At 70.0% G+C, this 16,360-nt stretch carries 16 protein-coding genes; 11 read left to right on the forward strand and 5 right to left on the reverse strand.

Going from position 1 to position 16,360, the window contains the following annotated elements; translation table 11 throughout:
* Positions 1 to 159: 159 nt before the first annotated feature.
* Positions 160 to 1,467, forward strand: a complete 1,308-nt coding sequence (locus ABNF97_RS02430) for an Ig-like domain-containing protein (RefSeq protein WP_130462871.1) — start codon at positions 160 to 162, stop codon at positions 1,465 to 1,467.
* A gap of 93 nt (positions 1,468 to 1,560) precedes the next feature.
* Here ABNF97_RS02430 and ABNF97_RS02435 read toward each other — a convergent pair whose 3' ends face one another.
* Positions 1,561 to 1,908: an Lsr2 dimerization domain-containing protein gene (locus ABNF97_RS02435; RefSeq protein WP_130462872.1), complete on the reverse strand. Its 348-nt coding sequence runs from the start codon at positions 1,906 to 1,908 to the stop codon at positions 1,561 to 1,563.
* Positions 1,909 to 2,137: 229 nt separating this feature from the next.
* Entirely contained in the window at positions 2,138 to 3,172 is a 1,035-nt protein-coding gene (locus tag ABNF97_RS02440) for a LacI family DNA-binding transcriptional regulator (protein ID WP_130465981.1), read from the reverse strand.
* 408 nt (positions 3,173 to 3,580) lie between these two features.
* Here ABNF97_RS02440 and ABNF97_RS02445 point away from each other — a divergent pair, with 408 nt between their 5' ends.
* From ABNF97_RS02445 to ABNF97_RS02475, 7 genes are all read left to right on the forward strand, one after another.
* Positions 3,581 to 4,525 carry an ABC transporter substrate-binding protein gene (locus tag ABNF97_RS02445; protein ID WP_349337570.1) on the forward strand — a complete coding sequence of 315 codons (945 nt, stop codon included), beginning with the start codon at positions 3,581 to 3,583 and terminating at the stop codon, positions 4,523 to 4,525.
* Positions 4,526 to 4,568: 43 nt separating this feature from the next.
* Complete coding sequence (locus ABNF97_RS02450; RefSeq protein ID WP_349337501.1) at positions 4,569 to 6,164, forward strand: sugar ABC transporter ATP-binding protein; 1,596 nt, start codon at positions 4,569 to 4,571, stop codon at positions 6,162 to 6,164.
* Positions 6,164 to 7,216: an ABC transporter permease subunit gene (locus ABNF97_RS02455; protein ID WP_130462873.1), complete on the forward strand. Its 1,053-nt coding sequence runs from the start codon at positions 6,164 to 6,166 to the stop codon at positions 7,214 to 7,216. The genes ABNF97_RS02450 and ABNF97_RS02455 overlap by 1 nt, the downstream gene beginning before the upstream one ends.
* Positions 7,217 to 7,372: 156 nt before the next feature.
* Complete coding sequence (yjfF, locus tag ABNF97_RS02460) at positions 7,373 to 8,371, forward strand: galactofuranose ABC transporter, permease protein YjfF (protein WP_130462874.1); 999 nt, start codon at positions 7,373 to 7,375, stop codon at positions 8,369 to 8,371.
* A gap of 169 nt (positions 8,372 to 8,540) precedes the next feature.
* Positions 8,541 to 10,208, forward strand: coding sequence for a ribulokinase (gene araB, locus ABNF97_RS02465; RefSeq protein ID WP_349337502.1), 1,668 nt, complete (start codon positions 8,541 to 8,543; stop codon positions 10,206 to 10,208).
* The gene (locus tag ABNF97_RS02470; protein WP_349337503.1) at positions 10,205 to 10,891 is read left to right on the forward strand and encodes an L-ribulose-5-phosphate 4-epimerase; all 687 of its coding nucleotides are present in this window, start codon (positions 10,205 to 10,207) and stop codon (positions 10,889 to 10,891) included. The genes araB and ABNF97_RS02470 overlap by 4 nt, the downstream gene beginning before the upstream one ends.
* A 151-nt stretch (positions 10,892 to 11,042) precedes the next feature.
* Entirely contained in the window at positions 11,043 to 11,861 is an 819-nt protein-coding gene (locus ABNF97_RS02475; protein ID WP_349337504.1) for a 4'-phosphopantetheinyl transferase family protein, read from the forward strand.
* Positions 11,862 to 11,888: 27 nt separating this feature from the next.
* Here ABNF97_RS02475 and ABNF97_RS02480 read toward each other — a convergent pair whose 3' ends face one another.
* The 3 genes from ABNF97_RS02480 to ABNF97_RS02490 form a co-directional block, all read right to left on the reverse strand.
* Entirely contained in the window at positions 11,889 to 12,200 is a 312-nt protein-coding gene (locus ABNF97_RS02480) for a hypothetical protein (protein WP_130462878.1), read from the reverse strand.
* Positions 12,201 to 12,297: 97 nt separating this feature from the next.
* Positions 12,298 to 13,377, reverse strand: coding sequence for a substrate-binding domain-containing protein (locus tag ABNF97_RS02485; protein ID WP_130462879.1), 1,080 nt, complete (start codon positions 13,375 to 13,377; stop codon positions 12,298 to 12,300).
* Positions 13,378 to 13,609: 232 nt separating this feature from the next.
* Positions 13,610 to 14,062, reverse strand: a complete 453-nt coding sequence (locus ABNF97_RS02490) for a hypothetical protein (RefSeq protein ID WP_130462880.1) — start codon at positions 14,060 to 14,062, stop codon at positions 13,610 to 13,612.
* A 134-nt stretch (positions 14,063 to 14,196) separates the two neighbouring features.
* On the opposite strand from ABNF97_RS02490, the gene ABNF97_RS02495 reads away from it, so the two are divergent.
* From ABNF97_RS02495 to ABNF97_RS02505, 3 genes are all read left to right on the forward strand, one after another.
* Entirely contained in the window at positions 14,197 to 14,712 is a 516-nt protein-coding gene (locus ABNF97_RS02495; protein WP_130462881.1) for a GNAT family N-acetyltransferase, read from the forward strand.
* A gap of 26 nt (positions 14,713 to 14,738) precedes the next feature.
* Positions 14,739 to 14,861 (forward strand): MerR family transcriptional regulator, encoded by a 123-nt coding sequence (locus tag ABNF97_RS02500; protein ID WP_349337505.1) that lies wholly within the window; start codon positions 14,739 to 14,741, stop codon positions 14,859 to 14,861.
* Positions 14,862 to 14,973: 112 nt separating this feature from the next.
* Complete coding sequence (locus ABNF97_RS02505; protein ID WP_349337506.1) at positions 14,974 to 16,341, forward strand: glycoside hydrolase family 43 protein; 1,368 nt, start codon at positions 14,974 to 14,976, stop codon at positions 16,339 to 16,341.
* Positions 16,342 to 16,360: the final 19 nt, after the last annotated feature.

Here is a 16,360-nt window from a genome sequence, read left to right on the forward strand (position 1 = left end):
GCGGGTGGGGCCGGGCGGGGCAAAACGGCCGGTGCGGCGGGGTTTACCCCTTGGTTGAGCGGCGATTCCCCGGGTAATGGCGGTTCTCGCCGCGAGGCGATCGGACGGTCCGGGACGAAGTCCTGCGAGGAGCGGCGGAGGGAATGGGGTGGGGGGAGCATGGTACTGAGGCGTCGAGCGGTGTTGTTGGTGATGCTCGTGATGGCTGCCGTACCACTGGTTCTGGCGGGCTGTACGGGCAATCCGTTTGAACGCGTCGCGCGGCCGGCGCCGCCACCGAAGCTGACGATTACCCCGGCTCCGGATAGCCGGGATCTGCCGACCAGTGTCGAGATCGGTACGGCGGTGACGGGCGGGAAGGTCGCCGACGTGGTCGTGACCGACGCCAGCGGCACCCGGGTCGACGGTGCGATGCGCGCCGACGGTTCGAGCTGGATGCCGAGCAGGGCGCTGGCCAACAAGCAGACCTATACCGCCGAGGTGACCGCGAAGAATGACGCCGGGAAGGCGGTCACCCAGAAGACGACCTTCAGCACCATGGACAAACCGGCTAAGCGGACCGTGACCAACCTGAATCTGCAGAGTGACCAGACCTACGGGGTGGCGATGCCGATAACGGTGTCATTCGACTCCGACATCCCGAAGGAGGCGCGTGCCGGGATCCAGCGCCGGCTGTTGGTCAGCACCGATCCGCCGCAGCCGGGTGTCTGGTCGTGGGACGAGAACGGCCGCCAGGTCTCCTACCGGGCTCCCGACTTCTGGCGCCCGGGTACCACCGTCTCCGTCCGGGCCGCCCTGGACGGGGTGCCGATGGGCGAGGGCAGCTTCGGCGACACCGACCGGAGCGGCACCGCGAAGATCGGCAACCGGGTCTTTCTGGAGATCGACAACGCCACCAAGCAGATGTCGGTGTTCAAGGACGACGTACTGGTCAGGAAGATCCCGGTCAGCCTCGGCAAGAGCAGCACCCCGACGTCGAGCGGCAAGATGGTGATCATGGAAAAGCACGAGTCGACCGTCTTCGACACCACGGGCTCGCCGGATCCCTACGTGGTCACCGTCACGAACGCACAGCGGCTGACCTGGGGTGGCGAATTCATCCACGCGGCGCCGTGGTCCGTCGGCGCCCAGGGGGAGCGGAACGTCTCGCACGGCTGCACGAACGTCTCGGACGCGAACGCGGAGTTCCTGATGGAGACCACCAAGGTCGGTGACCTGGTGACGATCAAGGGCACCGAGGTCACCCTTGACCAGGGCAACGGCTGGACCGCCTGGAACGTGAGCTGGGACGAGTTCGTCAAGGGCAGTGCCCTGCCGGTGCCCGCCGATCTCAAGCCGGCGCCACCGCCTCCGAGCGGGCCGGCGAACGGTGGTCCGGGAAACGGTGGTCCGGCGAACGGCGGACCACCGGCCGCGGACAAGCCGCCCGCGTCACCGGCACCGTCTTCGAGCAGCGGCGGCCGGTGACCCGGCAGGTGCCGCACCGCGACCCGGGTGGATGAGCATTCCGGCCTGGCCCGCCCGGGGAAATCGGGACGACCGCTCCCGTCCCCCGACCGCTCACCGGCTGTTGTACGCCTTCACCACCGACGACGGAATGCGACCCCGCTCCGAAACCTCGTAGCCGTTCTGCACGGCCCATTCCCGGATCGCGCGGTTCAGGTCGCGGTCACTTCGCGTCGGGCTCGTGGCGCCGCCACGCCGACCCGACCGACGGCTTTCGATCGAGCCGCGTCCCACCCGGCTGCCCGCGTGGATGTAAACGTCCAGCGCCTTGCGGAGCTTGCCGGCGTTCTTATCTGACAGGTCAATCGTGTAGTTGACGCCGTCCAGACCGAACTCGACAGTGCGGTCGGCCTCGCCGCCGTCGAGGTCGTCGGTCAGAAGTGTGATTACCTGCTTCGCCATGGTCGATTACTCCTCGTGAACATTTATTGCTAGGAGTCGAGTTTGACTGATCGCACGCCAATTCTGCAAGACATTGGACATTTCTCGCGCGTCGACCGTACACGGCGTGACTTCAGTTCTGGCGTTGACGCGCGCGGTATCCGGCCCGGGTAAGGCTCCCGTGGTATGTCGATGTGGCACCGCCGCGGCCGGTTGGCGGCGGTGATTGGGGGCCGCACGCTATCGGCGATTAATCCGGCGGTACGCATTCCGGGTCGCGCCGGACCGGCCGGCTGGGCCGCTGCGCCGGCGCCGGTCCCGAACTCGTCCGGGCCACGAACCGGGGGGTCAACGAGACCCGGCGGTTGGTCCGGACACCGCTTTCGAGTTGTTCGATCAGCAGGTCCAGGCTGCGCCGGCCGAGTTCGGCGAAGTCCTGCCGGACCGTGGTGAGCGGTGGCAGGAAGTAACCCGACTCGGGTACGTCGTCGAAGCCCACCACGCTGACCTCGTCCGGCACCCGGCGGCCGGCCTCGTGCAGGGCCCGCAGCGCGCCGAGCGCGATCTGGTCGTTGCCGCAGAAGATCGCGGTGACCGTCGGATCGGCGGCGAGCAGTCGGCCGTGCTCGTAGCCGGCCCGGGCGCTCCAGTCCCCGAGCCGGGGTGCCGGCACCGGGGCACCGGCCGCGTGCAGCGCCTCCCGCCAGCCGTCGGTCCGGTCCCGCGCCTCCGGCCAGTCGGCTGGACCGGCGATGTGTTGCACGGTGGTGTGCCCCAGGTCGAGCAGGTGCCGGGTCGCCATCGCGGCGCCGCTGGAGTTGTCGATGCAGACCGTCGGTACGTGTTCGGCGCCGCCACCCACCCCGACCACGGCCAGCCCGGCCGGTGCCTGCGCGAGGGCGGTGCCCACACTGCTCTGTGGGGCGATCGCCACTATCCCCTCCACCGACTGTTCGCAGAGCCGGCCGACCGCATCCAGCACCGATTCCCGGTCCAGGGTGCGTACGCTCGCCACGCTGACGAAGTAGCCGGCGGCCCGGGCCGCCTGCTCCAGTCCGTACAGGGTGGAGGCCGGGCCGAACAGCGTGGTCTCGTAGGCGATCAGTCCCAGGGTGCGGGACCGGCGGGTTACCAGGGTGCGGGCGGCGGAGTTGCGCCGGTAGTTCAGTGCCCGCATCGCCGCGAGTACCCGCTCACGGGTCTCCGGCCGGACGTTCGGATGGTTGTTGAGCACCCGCGAGACGGTCTGGTGGGAGACGCCGGCCAGGCGGGCGACGTCGCGCATCACCGAACCCCGGGTCCGTGGCGGCGGGTCAGCCGACTGGTCACCGGCGTCGATACGGTCAGCTGTCAACGGCCGCTCCTTCGTCTCGACCAGCCGTCTTTGCGCTGGAGGGTCCGGCACGTCCAGCATCACGGATCCATACCGTCGCCGGAAGTACCCCTTGACGGCCGGCATGAGAACGTTAACACTCACGAACCAGGAAGCCCTGTGGATCGACCGGCGTGCCCTGAGGGTCGGCGTTCTCCGTGGCAGACTCGGCCGGATCCAGCCCTCTCCGGCGTCGGACAGGTGGTGACGAGGGGTGCTGGCCGGCCCTGCGTGTGAACGGTAACTACGACAGACAGCGATTTCCCAGGCGAGGAGGAAACGGTGCTGAAAAAGGTCTCCGCCGTTGTACTCGGCGGACTGATGGTGACCGCGTTGGCCGCCTGTGGAGGCGACGGCGGCGCGGGCAGCGGCTCCGGAAACGACGATGGCAAGATCACGCTGGGCTTCGCGCAGGTGGGTGCGGAGAGCGGCTGGCGTACCGCGAACACCAAGTCCATCCAGGACTCCGCCAAGGAGGCCGGCATCGACCTCCAGTTCTCCGACGCGCAGCAGAAGCAGGAGAACCAGATCAAGGCCATCCGGTCGTACATCACCCAGAAGGTCGACGTGATCGCCTTCTCGCCGGTGGTGGAGTCCGGTTGGGACACCGTGCTCCGCGAGGCGAAGGATGCCAAGATTCCGGTCATCCTGACCGACCGGGCGATCGACTCCCCGGACAAGACGCTGTACAAGACCTTCATCGGGTCCGACTTCGTGCTTGAGGGGAAGAAGGCCGGTGAGTGGCTGGTCGCCGAATACGAGGGCAAGACCGAGCCGGTGAACATCGTGGAGCTGCAGGGCAGCACCGGATCGGCGCCGGCCAACGACCGGAAGGCGGGCTTCGCCGACGTCATCAAGGCGGACCCGAAGTTCAAGGTGATCGCCTCGCAGACCGGCGAGTTCACCCGGGCCAAGGGCAAGGAGGTCATGGACGCCTTCCTCAAGGCGCACAAGGACATCGACGTGCTCTACGCGCACAACGACGACATGGGTCTCGGTGCGATCGAGGCGATCGAGGGTGCCGGGCTGAAGCCGGGCGTCGACATCAAGATCATCACGGTCGACGCGGTGAAGGACGGGATGCAGGCGCTGGCCGACGGCAAGATCAACTTCATCGTCGAGTGCAGCCCGCTGCTCGGCCCACAGCTGATGGAGCTGGTGAAGAAGGTCGTCGCCGGTGAGACGGTGCCGGAGCGGGTGGTCACCGAGGAGACCACCTTCACCCAGGAGCAGGCCAAGGCGGCGCTGCCGAACCGGCAGTACTAGCCGAGGGCCCGCACGCGACGACGTGACGGACGGAGGAGGGCGGATGGAGACGTCGGGAGAGCCCCGGGCGATCCTGACCATGGCCGGCATCGGCAAACGGTTCCCCGGCGTACGGGCACTCGACGAGGTCGACTTCCGCCTCTTCCCCGGCGAGGTGCACGCGCTGATGGGCGAGAACGGTGCCGGGAAATCGACACTGATCAAGGTGCTGACCGGGGTGTACGACGTGGACGAGGGCGAGATAGTCCTCGACGGCACCCCGGTCCGCTTCGCCGGCCCGTTGCAGGCGCAGCAGGCCGGGGTGAGCACCGTCTACCAGGAGGTCAACCTCTGCGCCAACCTCTCCGTCGCGGAGAACATCCACATCGGCCGGGAACCGCGCCGCTTCGGTGCCATCAACTGGGGCGAGCTGCGGCGCCGTTCCCGACGACTGCTCGACGGGCTGGGCCTGGACATCGACGTCTCGGCCCCGCTCGGCAGCCTCTCCCTGGCGGTGCAGCAGATGGTCGCGATCGCCCGGGCCATCGACATCTCGGCCAGGGTGCTGATCCTGGACGAGCCGACCTCCAGCCTGGACGCCGACGAGGTCGGGCAGCTCTTCCGGGTGATGCGCCAACTCAAGGAGGAGGGCATGGCGATCCTGTTCGTCAGCCACTTCCTCGACCAGGTCTACGAGATCTCCGACCGGATGACGGTGCTGCGCAACGGCCGCCGGGTCGGCGAGTACGTCACCCGGCAGATGAGCCAGCTCGAACTGGTCAGCGCGATGATCGGCAAGGAACTCGCGGCCCTGGAGGAGCTGGAGGAACAGCCCCGGCGCGAACTGGCCACCCTGGAGCGGGACCGGCCGGTCGTCGAGGCGGTCGGACTCGGCCGGACCGGCGCGGTCGCCCCGTTCAGCCTGGCCATCCACCGGGGCGAGGTGGTCGGACTGGCCGGGCTGCTCGGCTCCGGGCGTACCGAGGTGGCCCGGTTGCTCTTCGGCGCGGACCGGTCCGACGTCGGAGAACTCCGGGTGGACGGCGAGCCGGTGGCCATGCGCGGCCCGCGCAGTGCGATGGCCCAGGACATCGCCTTCTGCTCGGAGAACCGCCGCACCGAGGGGCTGGTCGCCGATCTCACCGTCCGGGAGAACATCATCCTGGCCCTCCAGGCCGCCCGGGGCTGGTCCCGTCCGCTGCCCCGGCGCCGGCAGGACGAGCTCGTCGACAGGTACGTCAAGGCGCTGCGCATCGTGCCGGCCAACCCGGAGGCCCCGGTCGGCCAGCTCAGCGGCGGCAACCAGCAGAAGGTGCTGCTGGCCCGCTGGCTGATCACCGAGCCGCGGCTGCTGATCCTGGACGAGCCGACCCGGGGCATCGACGTCGGCGCCAAGGCGGAGATCCAGCGCCTGGTGGTCACGCTCTCCGACGGCGGGATGGCGGTGCTCTTCATCTCCGCCGAGCTGGAGGAGGTGCTCCGGCTCAGTCACAAGATCGCCGTACTGCGGGACCGGCGGATGGTCGACGAACTGGCCAACGACGACGAGGTCACCGTCGGGCGGATCATGGCGACCATCGCCAGCGGTCACGGCTCGGCGCCACCGGAGGCGGCTGGCCGACCCGATCCGGACGCGATCGTCGTCCGGGAGGAGGTGTGATGGCGAACCTCGTGCGGCACCGCTTCTTCTGGCCGGTGCTGACCCTGCTGCTCCTGCTGGTCAGCAACCTGTTCTTCACCCCCGACTTCTTCGTCGTCGACATCCGCCAGGGGCACCTGTACGGCAGCCTGATCGACATCGTGCGGTTCGGCGCGCCGCTGATCCTGGTCTCGCTCGGCATGACCCTGGTGATCGCCACCGGCGGCATCGACCTCTCGGTGGGCTCGATCGTCGCCATCTGCGGCGCACTGGCCTGCCTGCGGATCAGCGAGCTGGGCGACCAGAACAGCGTGCTCGGGGTACTGGCCGCGGTAGGGCTGGCCCTCGGGCTGGCCCTGCTGCTCGGCGCCTGGAACGGCCTGCTCGTCGCGCAGTTCGGCATCCAGCCGATCATCGCCACCCTGATCCTGATGGTCGCCGGCCGGGGACTGGCCCAGCTCATCACCGACGGGCAGATCATCACGGTCAACAGCTCGCCGTACAAGCTGATCGGGGCCGGCTACTGGCTGACCGTGCCGTTCTCGATCCTGGTCGCGCTGCTGGTCTTCGGGCTGGCGTCGCTGCTCACCCGGCGTACCGCGCTCGGCCTGCTGATCGAGTCGGTGGGCGGCAACGCCGAGGCGAGCCGGCTGGCCGGGATCCACTCCCGCCGGATCATCTTCACCGGGTACGTCTTCGCCGCCTTCTGCGCCGGGGTCGCCGGCTTGATGATCAGCTCCAATGTCTCCAGCGCGGACGGCAACAACGCGGGCCTCTGGATCGAGCTGGACGCCATCCTGGCGGTGGTGATCGGCGGTACCTCACTGGCCGGCGGCCGGTTCTCCCTCGGCGGCACGGTGCTGGGGGCACTGATCATCCAGACCCTGACCACCACCATCTACACCATCGGGATCCCACCGGAGACGACGCTGTTGTTCAAGGCCCTGGTCGTGACGATCGTCTGTCTGCTCCAGTCGCCGGCGTTCCGGGCCAGGGTCTTCGGCCGGCGCCGGAAACCGCCACTGCCGCCCGCCCCCGAGCGCGCCCAGCCGAAGGTGGAGGTGCCGGCATGAGTGAGCGAAGTGAGCGAATCGGTCAGTTCAGTGTGGGTGTGCCTGATGGCGGCACGGAGCGCAGCGGAGTGCCGGCATGAGCGAACGAAGTGAGCGAATCGGTCAGTTCAGTGTGGGTGTGCCTCATGGCGGCACGGAGCGCAGCGGAGTGCCGGCATGAGTGCTGTTTCGGGTACCGTCGCGAACGGTCGGGAGCGGCTGCTGCGGCCGCAGCAGAAGTACCTGCCGATCTTCGCCACCCTCGCCCTGCTGGTCCTGATGTACAGCGCCGGGGTGCTGCGTTACGACGGCTTCTCCGACACCCAGGTGGTGCTGAACGTCTTCGTCGACAACGCGTTCCTGCTGGTGGTCGCGGTCGGCATGACGTTCGTGATCCTGACCGGCGGGATCGACCTCTCGGTCGGCTCGGTGGTCGCGCTGACCACGATGCTCTCCGCCTCGCTGCTGGAGGAGCGGGGCTGGCCGCCGGTGCTCGTCCTGCCGCTGGTGCTGCTGATCGGCGCCCTGCTCGGCTTCGCGATGGGCTGCATCATCCACTACTTCGAGATCCAGCCGTTCATCGTCACGCTGGCCGGGATGTTCCTGGCCCGTGGGCTCTGCTACACCATCAGCACCTCGTCGATCACCATCGACGACCCGTTCTGGACCTCGGTGGCGCAGCAGCGGATCCGGTTCGGCGGCTTCTTCATCTCCACCAGCGTGGTCATCGCGCTGGTGGTGGTGGCGATCGGCATCTACGTGCTCGGCTACACCCGGCTGGGCCGCAACACGTACGCGATCGGCGGCAACCCGCAGTCGGCGCTGCTGATGGGGCTGCCGGTGGCGCGTACCAGGATCGCGGTCTACACGATCAGCGGGTTCTGCTCGGCGCTCGGCGGGCTGCTGCTCAGCTTCTACATGCTCTCCGGCAACAACGGGCACGCGGTCGGGCTGGAACTCGACGCGATCGCCGCCGTGGTGATCGGTGGCACGCTGCTGACCGGCGGCTCCGGCTACCTGGTCGGCACGGTGCTCGGGGTGCTGGTGCTCGGGCTGATCCAGACCATCATCACCTTCCAGGGCGACCTCAGCTCCTGGTGGACCAAGATCGTGATCGGTGTGTTGCTCTTCGTGTTCATCGTGCTGCAACGCGCCGTGACCCGGCGCCAGGCGTAGGGGTGCGGCACCGGCCCGCCGGTGCCGGTACCCGGACCCGGCCTGGTGGTAGCGCTAACACCGTGGTTGGCTGACGGATAGCGGAGGCGCCGGTGGTGCCGCTGCGGGCCGGTCCACCTGGCGCGGGCGGCCGGCGAGGGAGACAGGGAAACCCCCAGGAGGGACACGAGTGAGCACTGACGGTGCGGACCGGTACGTGGTTGGCGTCGACTTCGGCACGCTCTCCGGCCGGGCGGTGGTGGTCCGGGTCTCGGACGGCGCCGAACTCGGCTCGGCCGTGCACGAGTACCGGCACGGGGTGATCGACGACCGGCTGCCGGAGACCGGGGCCGAACTGCCCGGCGGCTGGGCGCTGCAGATGCCGGAGGACTGGCGGACGGTGCTGCGCGAGGCGGTGCCCAAGGCGCTCTCCGCCGCCTCGGTGCCCCCGGACGCGGTGATCGGGATCGGCACCGACTTCACCGCCTGTACCGTGCTGCCGACACTTGCCGACGGCACCCCGCTGAACGAGGTTCCCGGGCTCGCCGACCGGCCGCACGCGTACCCGAAGCTGTGGAAGCACCACGCGGCGCAGCGGCAGGCCGACCGGATCAACGAGCTGGCCGAGCAGCGCGGCGAGCCGTGGCTGCCCCGGTACGGCGGGCGGATCTCCGCCGAGTGGCAGTTCGCCAAGGCGCTCCAGGTGCTCACCGAGGACCCCGAGGTGTACGCCCGGACCGAACGGTGGATCGAGGCGGCCGACTGGATCATCTGGCAGCTCTGCGGCGAGGAGACCCGTAACGTCTGTACCGCCGGCTACAAGGGCATCCACCAGGACGGGCGGTACCCGTCCCGGGACTACCTGGCGGCGCTGCACCCCGACTTCGCCGACTTCGTCGAGACCCGGCTCGCCCACCCGCTCGCCCCGCTCGGCGGGCTGGCCGGGCGGCTGACCCCGGAGGCGGCCGCCGCCACCGGGCTGCCGGCGGGGATCGCGGTCGCGGTCGGCAACGTCGACGCGCACGTCACCGCCGCCGCCGCCAACGCCGTCGAGCCCGGTCAGCTGCTCGCCATCATGGGCACCTCGACCTGCCACGTGATGGTCGCGGACACCCTCGCCGAGGTTCCCGGGATGTGTGGCGTGGTCCAGGACGGCATCGTGCCCGGCCGGTTCGGCTACGAGGCCGGACAGAGCGGCGTCGGGGACATCTTCGGCTGGTTCGTCGAACGCTGCGTACCGGCCGGCTACACCGAGGAGGCGGCCCGGCGGGGGATCGGGGTGCACGAGTACCTGACCGAGCTGGCCGCGGCGCAACGCCCCGGCCAGCACGGGCTGGTCGCCCTGGACTGGCACAACGGCAACCGCTCGGTACTGGTCGACCACGACCTCTCCGGCGTGCTGGTCGGGCAGACCCTGGCCACCCGGCCGGAGGACCAGTACCGGGCGCTGATCGAGGCGACCGCCTTCGGCACCCGGACCATCGTCGCCGCCTTCGTCAACGCCGGGGTGCCGGTGACCGAGTTCATCGTCGCCGGTGGCCTGCTCAAGAACGCCTTCCTGATGCAGGTCTACGCCGACGTGCTGCGCCGTCCGCTGTCGGTGATCGACTCCGACCAGGGGCCGGCGCTGGGCTCGGCGATCCACGCGGCGGTGGCCGCCGGGGCGTACCCGGACATCACGGCCGCGGCCGCCGCGATGGGCAAGGTCCGGCGCGGCGTCTACCAGCCCGACCCGGCCAGTGCCGACGTGTACGACCGGCTCTACGCCGAGTACGAGCGACTGCACGACTACTTCGGCCGGGGCGGCAACGAGGTGCTGCACCGGCTGCACGCACTACGCGAGGAGGTGCGCCGATGACCAACGGTGGACTCACCGGCACGATCAGCGACAGCGTCGCCCGGATCCGCCAGGAGGTGTGCCGGCTGCACGAGCAGCTCACCCGATGGGAGCTGGTGACCTGGACCAGCGGCAACGTCAGCGCGCGGGTGCCCGGCGCCGACCTGATGGTGATCAAGCCCAGCGGGGTGTCGTACGACGACCTCACCCCGGAGTCGATGGTGGTGACGACCCTGGACGGGGATGTCGTCGACGGCAACCACTCACCGTCCAGCGACACCGACGCACACGCGTACGTCTACCGGCACATGCCGCAGGTCAACGGTGTGGTGCACACGCACAGCCCGTACGCCACCGCGTGGGCGGCCCGGGACGAGGCGATTCCGTGCGTGCTCACCGCCATGGCCGACGAGTTCGGCGGGGAGATCCCGGTCGGCCCGTTCGCGCTGATCGGCGGCGACGACATCGGCAAGGGCATCGTGGCCACCCTGGAGGGGCACCGCTCACCGGCGGTGCTGATGCGCAACCACGGGGTCTTCACCATCGGGGCCAGCGCCAAGGCAGCGGTGAAGGCGGCGGTGATGTGCGAGGACGTCGCGCGTACCGTGCACATCGCCCGGGCCGGTGGTCCGCTGGTGCCGATCGAGCCGCAGCACATCGACGCACTCTACGAGCGTTACCAGGGGGTCTACGGCCAGCGGTGACGTCCGGACGGCGGCGGAGGCCGGGGGCATGCCGGCGGCCGGCGCACGGTCCCGGTACTGGTGCGCTGACTGCCGGGCTGGCATGCTCGCGCCAGAATGTTCCCGGCGGGCATCCCCGCCCGTCGTTCACCCGCGACCCTGGTGGTGCCTGTTGACCGGATCCCGCCGCCCGCCCGACGACCTGCCCGGGGCGGTCGCTCCGACGTCTGCCGGTCCCGACGGTCCGCTGCCGCCGGGGCCGGGGGAGTGCCAGGTGTGGCGGTTGCCGATGGGACCGGCGCACTGGGCCGGGCTCGAGGTGCTCGACGACGAGGAGCGGCAGCGGTACGCCCGGTTCCGGCAGGCCGCCGACCGGGACCGCTACCAGGCCGCGCACGTCGGGGTGCGGATGCTGCTCGGGCACTACCTCGGGGTGCCGGCCGGACAGCTCGGCTTCTCCCGGCACTGCCGGCACTGCGGCGCCGGGCACGGCAAGCCGGTGGTGGACCGACCCGCCACCAAGCTCGACTTCTCCCTCACCCACTCCGGCGAGTGGGTCGCCGTGGCGGTGGCCGCCGACCCGGTCGGCCTGGACGTGCAGGAGCTGACCGACGGCACCGACGTGGTCGCGTTGAGCCGGAACGTGCTCTCGCCGGCCGAGCTGCGCTGGTGGAGCGAGCAGCCGGCGGAGTCGGCCCGCCGGGCGTTCTTCGGGTACTGGGCCCGCAAGGAGGCGCTGCTGAAGGCGACCGGGCACGGGCTGGCCGTGCCGATGAACCGGATCACGCTGACGCCGCCGGACGAGCCGGCCCGGCTCGTCGACTGGGCCGTCGACCGTCCCCTCGACGGCCCGGTGCAGCTGCACGACCTCGACGTCGGTCCGGACTACACCGCCGCCGTCGCGGTGCTCTCCGGCCAGTCGGTCCGGATCAGCCGGGCGGACTTCCCGGCGTCGCTCGGCACCGCCCATATTCAGCCGGCCCGGCCCTGAGCCGCCCCGCCCTGGCGTCCCGGTGGTTCAGAGCCCGAAGACGTCCTCCTCGACGCCCTGCCGGACACCGTCGACGAAGCCCCGGAAGGCCGGGTCGTCCCGGTCGGCGGTCACACTGGTCACCTGTTCCCCGGTCGCCTCGGCCACCGCGTCGACCAGCGGGGGATAGTTGAGGTCGACGTCGGCGAGTTCGTCGTCGTCGGCCTCGGCGAGGTTGATCACGTCCTGCAGCTGGTCGGTGTCGGTCTCCGGATCACCCGCCCAGGCTTCGCCCAGGTCGTAACACTCGTCGTACAGCGCGCGCTGGTCCTCGGTCCAGTCGTCGTCGTAGTTCCTCACGCCGTACTCCCTTCCCCGCCCATCACCTGAGCATGCCCGAGGGGTGCGGAAGGGTCTGCGGTTATCGGTTTTTCCCGGTCCGCCGGTGCCGGTGGGATTATCCGCGCTCGCTCGGGGTAACCGCCTCGGTCCGGGCGCCCCCGCGGGCGGCGCCGAGCGAGGCGACCGGGCCGGTCGACTCCCGGACGACGAGACGGCAGGGTTGCCGGATCACCCCGGCGGCCCGTTCCCCGTCCAGGGCGGCGAAAAGCTGCTTGACCGCGGTCGCGCCGAGCTGTTGCAGGTTCAGGTCCACGGTGGTCAGTGGCGGCCGGCAGTCGGCGGCGAAGACCTCCCAGTTGTCGTACCCCACGATCGCGACGTCGTCCGGGATCCGCCGGCCGAGGTCGAGCAGGGTCTCCGCGACCCCGGTGGCGATCTGGTCGTTGCCACAGAAGACCGCGTCGATGTCCGGATCGGAGGTGAGCAGCATCCGGCCGGCGTGCCGGCCCCAGCGCTGGGACCACTCGCCGTAGAGCGGATCGCCCCCGACCAGCGGCAGGCCCGCCTCGGCCAGCACCGAGTGCAGGCCGGTCACCCGGTCGCGGGCGGCGCGGTAGGTCTCCGGGCCGGTGATGTGACCGATCCGACGTCGGCCGAGTGAGATCAGGTGCTCGACGGCCAGCCGCGCGCCGCCGGCGTCGTCGGCGAGTACCGAGAGGTCCTTCGGGTCGTCGGACTCGCCGTAGACGTAGACGACCGGGACCGGAATGTCCCGGGTCAGCGAGGGGCGGATGTCGTTCGAGTCGCCCAGGATGATGAAGCCGTCCACCTGGCGGGCGAGCAGCGTACGGATGTAGTGCCGGCGCCGGATGACGTCGCCCCGGGCGTCGCAGAGCAGCACGCACATCTGCTCGTTACCGAGTGCGTTCTCGATGCCGAGCAGCACGGGGAAGGCGAACCGCTCGCCGAGTTCGTCGGTGAGCAGCCCGATGGTCCGGGTGCGTCCCGAGATCAGTCCCTTGGCCAGGGCGTTGGGATGGAAGGAGAGTTCCTCGGCGGCCTCCAGGACCCTGCGGCGGGTGGCCGGGGCGACCTCGTCCCGCGCGTTCAGCGCCTTGGATGCGGTGGCCACCGAGACCCCGGCCCGCCGTGCCACGTCGGTCAGGGTCACAGATTGGGAGCGTTGTCTGACCACCGAAATCCTTTCGGACTGTCTTTCGGAAGGGCGGAGCAACAGGATTGTAGTCCAGGCACGCACTCCGCGATGAGCCCCATCGTTGGGATGATCGACACTGGCGTGGCTTCCGCAGCCGAGCCCGAAAAGGTTTTCAAGATTCCCGGACCGGAGCCGCCCGCGACCGACCAGCCGGCCACCGGGCCGGGACAGCTGGCGGGCGATGCCGGAGGTGGCGTGCGGACCGGCCGGCTCAGCTCGCCGCGGCCGCCTGCTGGGTCCACATGGTGATCACGATGCCGAGGACGAAGACCTGCACCGGCAGCGGCAGGCCGGGCAGGTCGGCGGCGACGTCGCCGCGCCACATGCTGACCCGGCGCACCGAACCGACCCGACGCCCGTCGGCGTGCAGTTCCTGTTCGCTGCTGAAGAGCGAGGCGCGCTGGAAGTGGTAGGTCTGCCCGTCGGTGGAGACCGTCCACCGCTTGCGCCCGACCCGGTCCGCCGACGCGACGGTCCCGCCCGCCGCGTCGAGCAGGCTGTAACGGTTGCCCCAGGCGTTGCCGCGCACCTGGTAGCGCCGGCCGTCCAACTCGAATTCGCCGCCGCTGCGCCACGACGAGCCGTCCCAGGTGGTCACGACCCGACCCTGGACACTGATCTCGTAGCGACTGCGCCACGCGCTCACCCTGCGGGCTTCCAACATCCCGTCAGGTTAACCGGGACGTCCTGGCCCGGTGATCGGGAGGCTGCCCACGATCGGGAGGTCGCGGCCGTGCCGGTCGCCCCGTGCCGGTCGCCCCGTGCCGGGCCGGAGCAGCCGGCTGGAAGAATCGGACCATGATCCGAATCCGACCCGCCGATGTCGAGGACGCGGTCGCGCTGGCCGAGGTGTACGCGACGAACCGGAGCTTCCTGGCCCCCTGGGAACCCCGGCGACCGGCGAGCTTCTTCACCCCCGCCGGTCAGCGTGCCCGGCTCGAACAGGCGACGGCCGAGCGGGGCAACGGCACCGGTTACGGCTGTGTGATCGAGTACGACGGGGGGATCTGCGGCACGATCACGCTGTCGACGATCGTCCGCGGGCCGGCACAGTCCGCGTACCTCGGCTACTGGGTGGCCGAGTCGGTCAACGGACGCGGAGTCGCGACCCGGGCCGTGGGCCTGGCCCTCGACCTCGCCTTCGGCGAACTGGACCTGCACCAGGTGCTGGCCGGCACCCTGCCGCACAACACGGGGTCACAGCGGGTGCTCCGGCGCAACGGGTTCGAGAGGATCGGCTTCGCCCGGGCACACGTCGAGATCGCCGGACGGTGGCAGGACCACGTCCTCTTCCAACGCCTGACCGACCGCTGAACCGGCCGCACCGCAGACCGGCGAGCGTGGATCCGGCCACCGGCTACCGCTACTACCGGCGCGACCAGGTGCGCGACGCGATGGTGATGGCCAGGCTGAGGACGATCCTCCGCTATCCGGTGACCCCGGCGGTCGGCGGTGATCGGTAAGCTTCTATTGAATGGCCGGCGGTCGACCGGTATGTTAGCGCTCAGACGCGATGTTAGCGCTCACACCAGTGCCCGGACACGGCATGCCGCACCCCGCCCGGAGGTGGCGACGATGACCCGAGCGACGATGACCCGAGCCCGGAACCGTTCCCGATGGCCGTCGCTGGCCTCCGCCGCACTGCTGGCGGTGGCCGGGGCGGCGGTGCCCGCCGCTCCGGCCGGGGCCGCCGCCCCGCCACCCGGCCAGGTCACCCGCTACACCATGACCGCCTTCACCAACAGCAGCGAATCCAACATGTACGTCTACGAGTCGCCGGACGCCACCGGCTTCCGACTGCTGCGCGGCCCCGCCTACACCCCGCCGTCCGGGCTGATCCGGGATCCGAGCATCATCCGGCACACCGACGGGCGCTACTACATCGTCTACACCACCAACTGGACCGGCAACACCATCGGCTTCGCCACCAGCACCGACCGGGTCAACTGGACCTTCCTGCGCAACCACACCATCCCGCTGGCGGTGCAGAACACCTGGGCGCCGGAGTGGTTCGTCGACACCGACGGCAGCGTCAACGTCATCGTCTCGCTCTCCACCAACGGCGCGGACTTCAAGCCGTACCGGCTGCGGGCGACGAACGCCGCACTCACCGCGTTCAGCGCGCCGACGGTACTGAGCGGGATCGGGCCGAACTACATCGACACCTTCGTCGTGAAGATCGGCGGGACGTACCACGCGTTCACCAAACAGGAGACGACCAAGTTCATCGAGTACGCGACGGCGACCAGCCTGACCGGGCCGTACACGATGCGCCGCACCGGGAACTGGGCCGGTTGGGGCGGCCCGCGCGAGGGCCAGGCGCTGGTGCAGTTGGACAACGGCGGCTGGCGGATCTTCTTCGACGGCTACACCAGCGGGCAGTACCTGTTCAGCGACAGCTACGACGGCTTCAACACCTGGACCGCCCCGACCCAGCTACCCGGGCTCTCCGGGTTCGCCCGGCATTTCACGGTGCTCCGGGAGACGGTGTCCGGCGGGGTCACCCTTCCGGTCAACACGACCCGGTCCCTCCAGTCGGTGAACTTCCCGGACCGGTACCTCCGGCACCGCGACTACCTCGGGTACATCGATCCGGTCTCCGCGTCGAGCCCGGCGCAGACCCGGCAGGACGCCACCTTCACCGTGGTCGCCGGACTGGCCGACCCGAACTGCTACTCCTTCACCGGCACCGGTGGCCGCTATCTGCGGCACTACGACTACCGGCTGCGCCTGGATCCGAGCGACGGTACGGCGCTCTTCCGCGGCGACGCCACCTTCTGCGCCCGCCCCGGTTCGGTGACCGGCTCCGTCGCCCTGGAGTCCTACAACCTGCCGGGCCGGTACCTGCGGCACTACAACTACGAACTCCGGATCGACTGGTACGCCGACAACGCCACCTTCCGGGCGGACAGCTCGTTCCGGCCGACCGCCCCGTGGGCCTGACGACGCCGGTCGAGCCGAT

It is taken from the genome of Plantactinospora sp. B6F1, from assembly GCF_040120695.1.
In the GTDB taxonomy this organism is placed as follows: Bacteria; Actinomycetota; Actinomycetes; order Mycobacteriales; family Micromonosporaceae; genus Plantactinospora.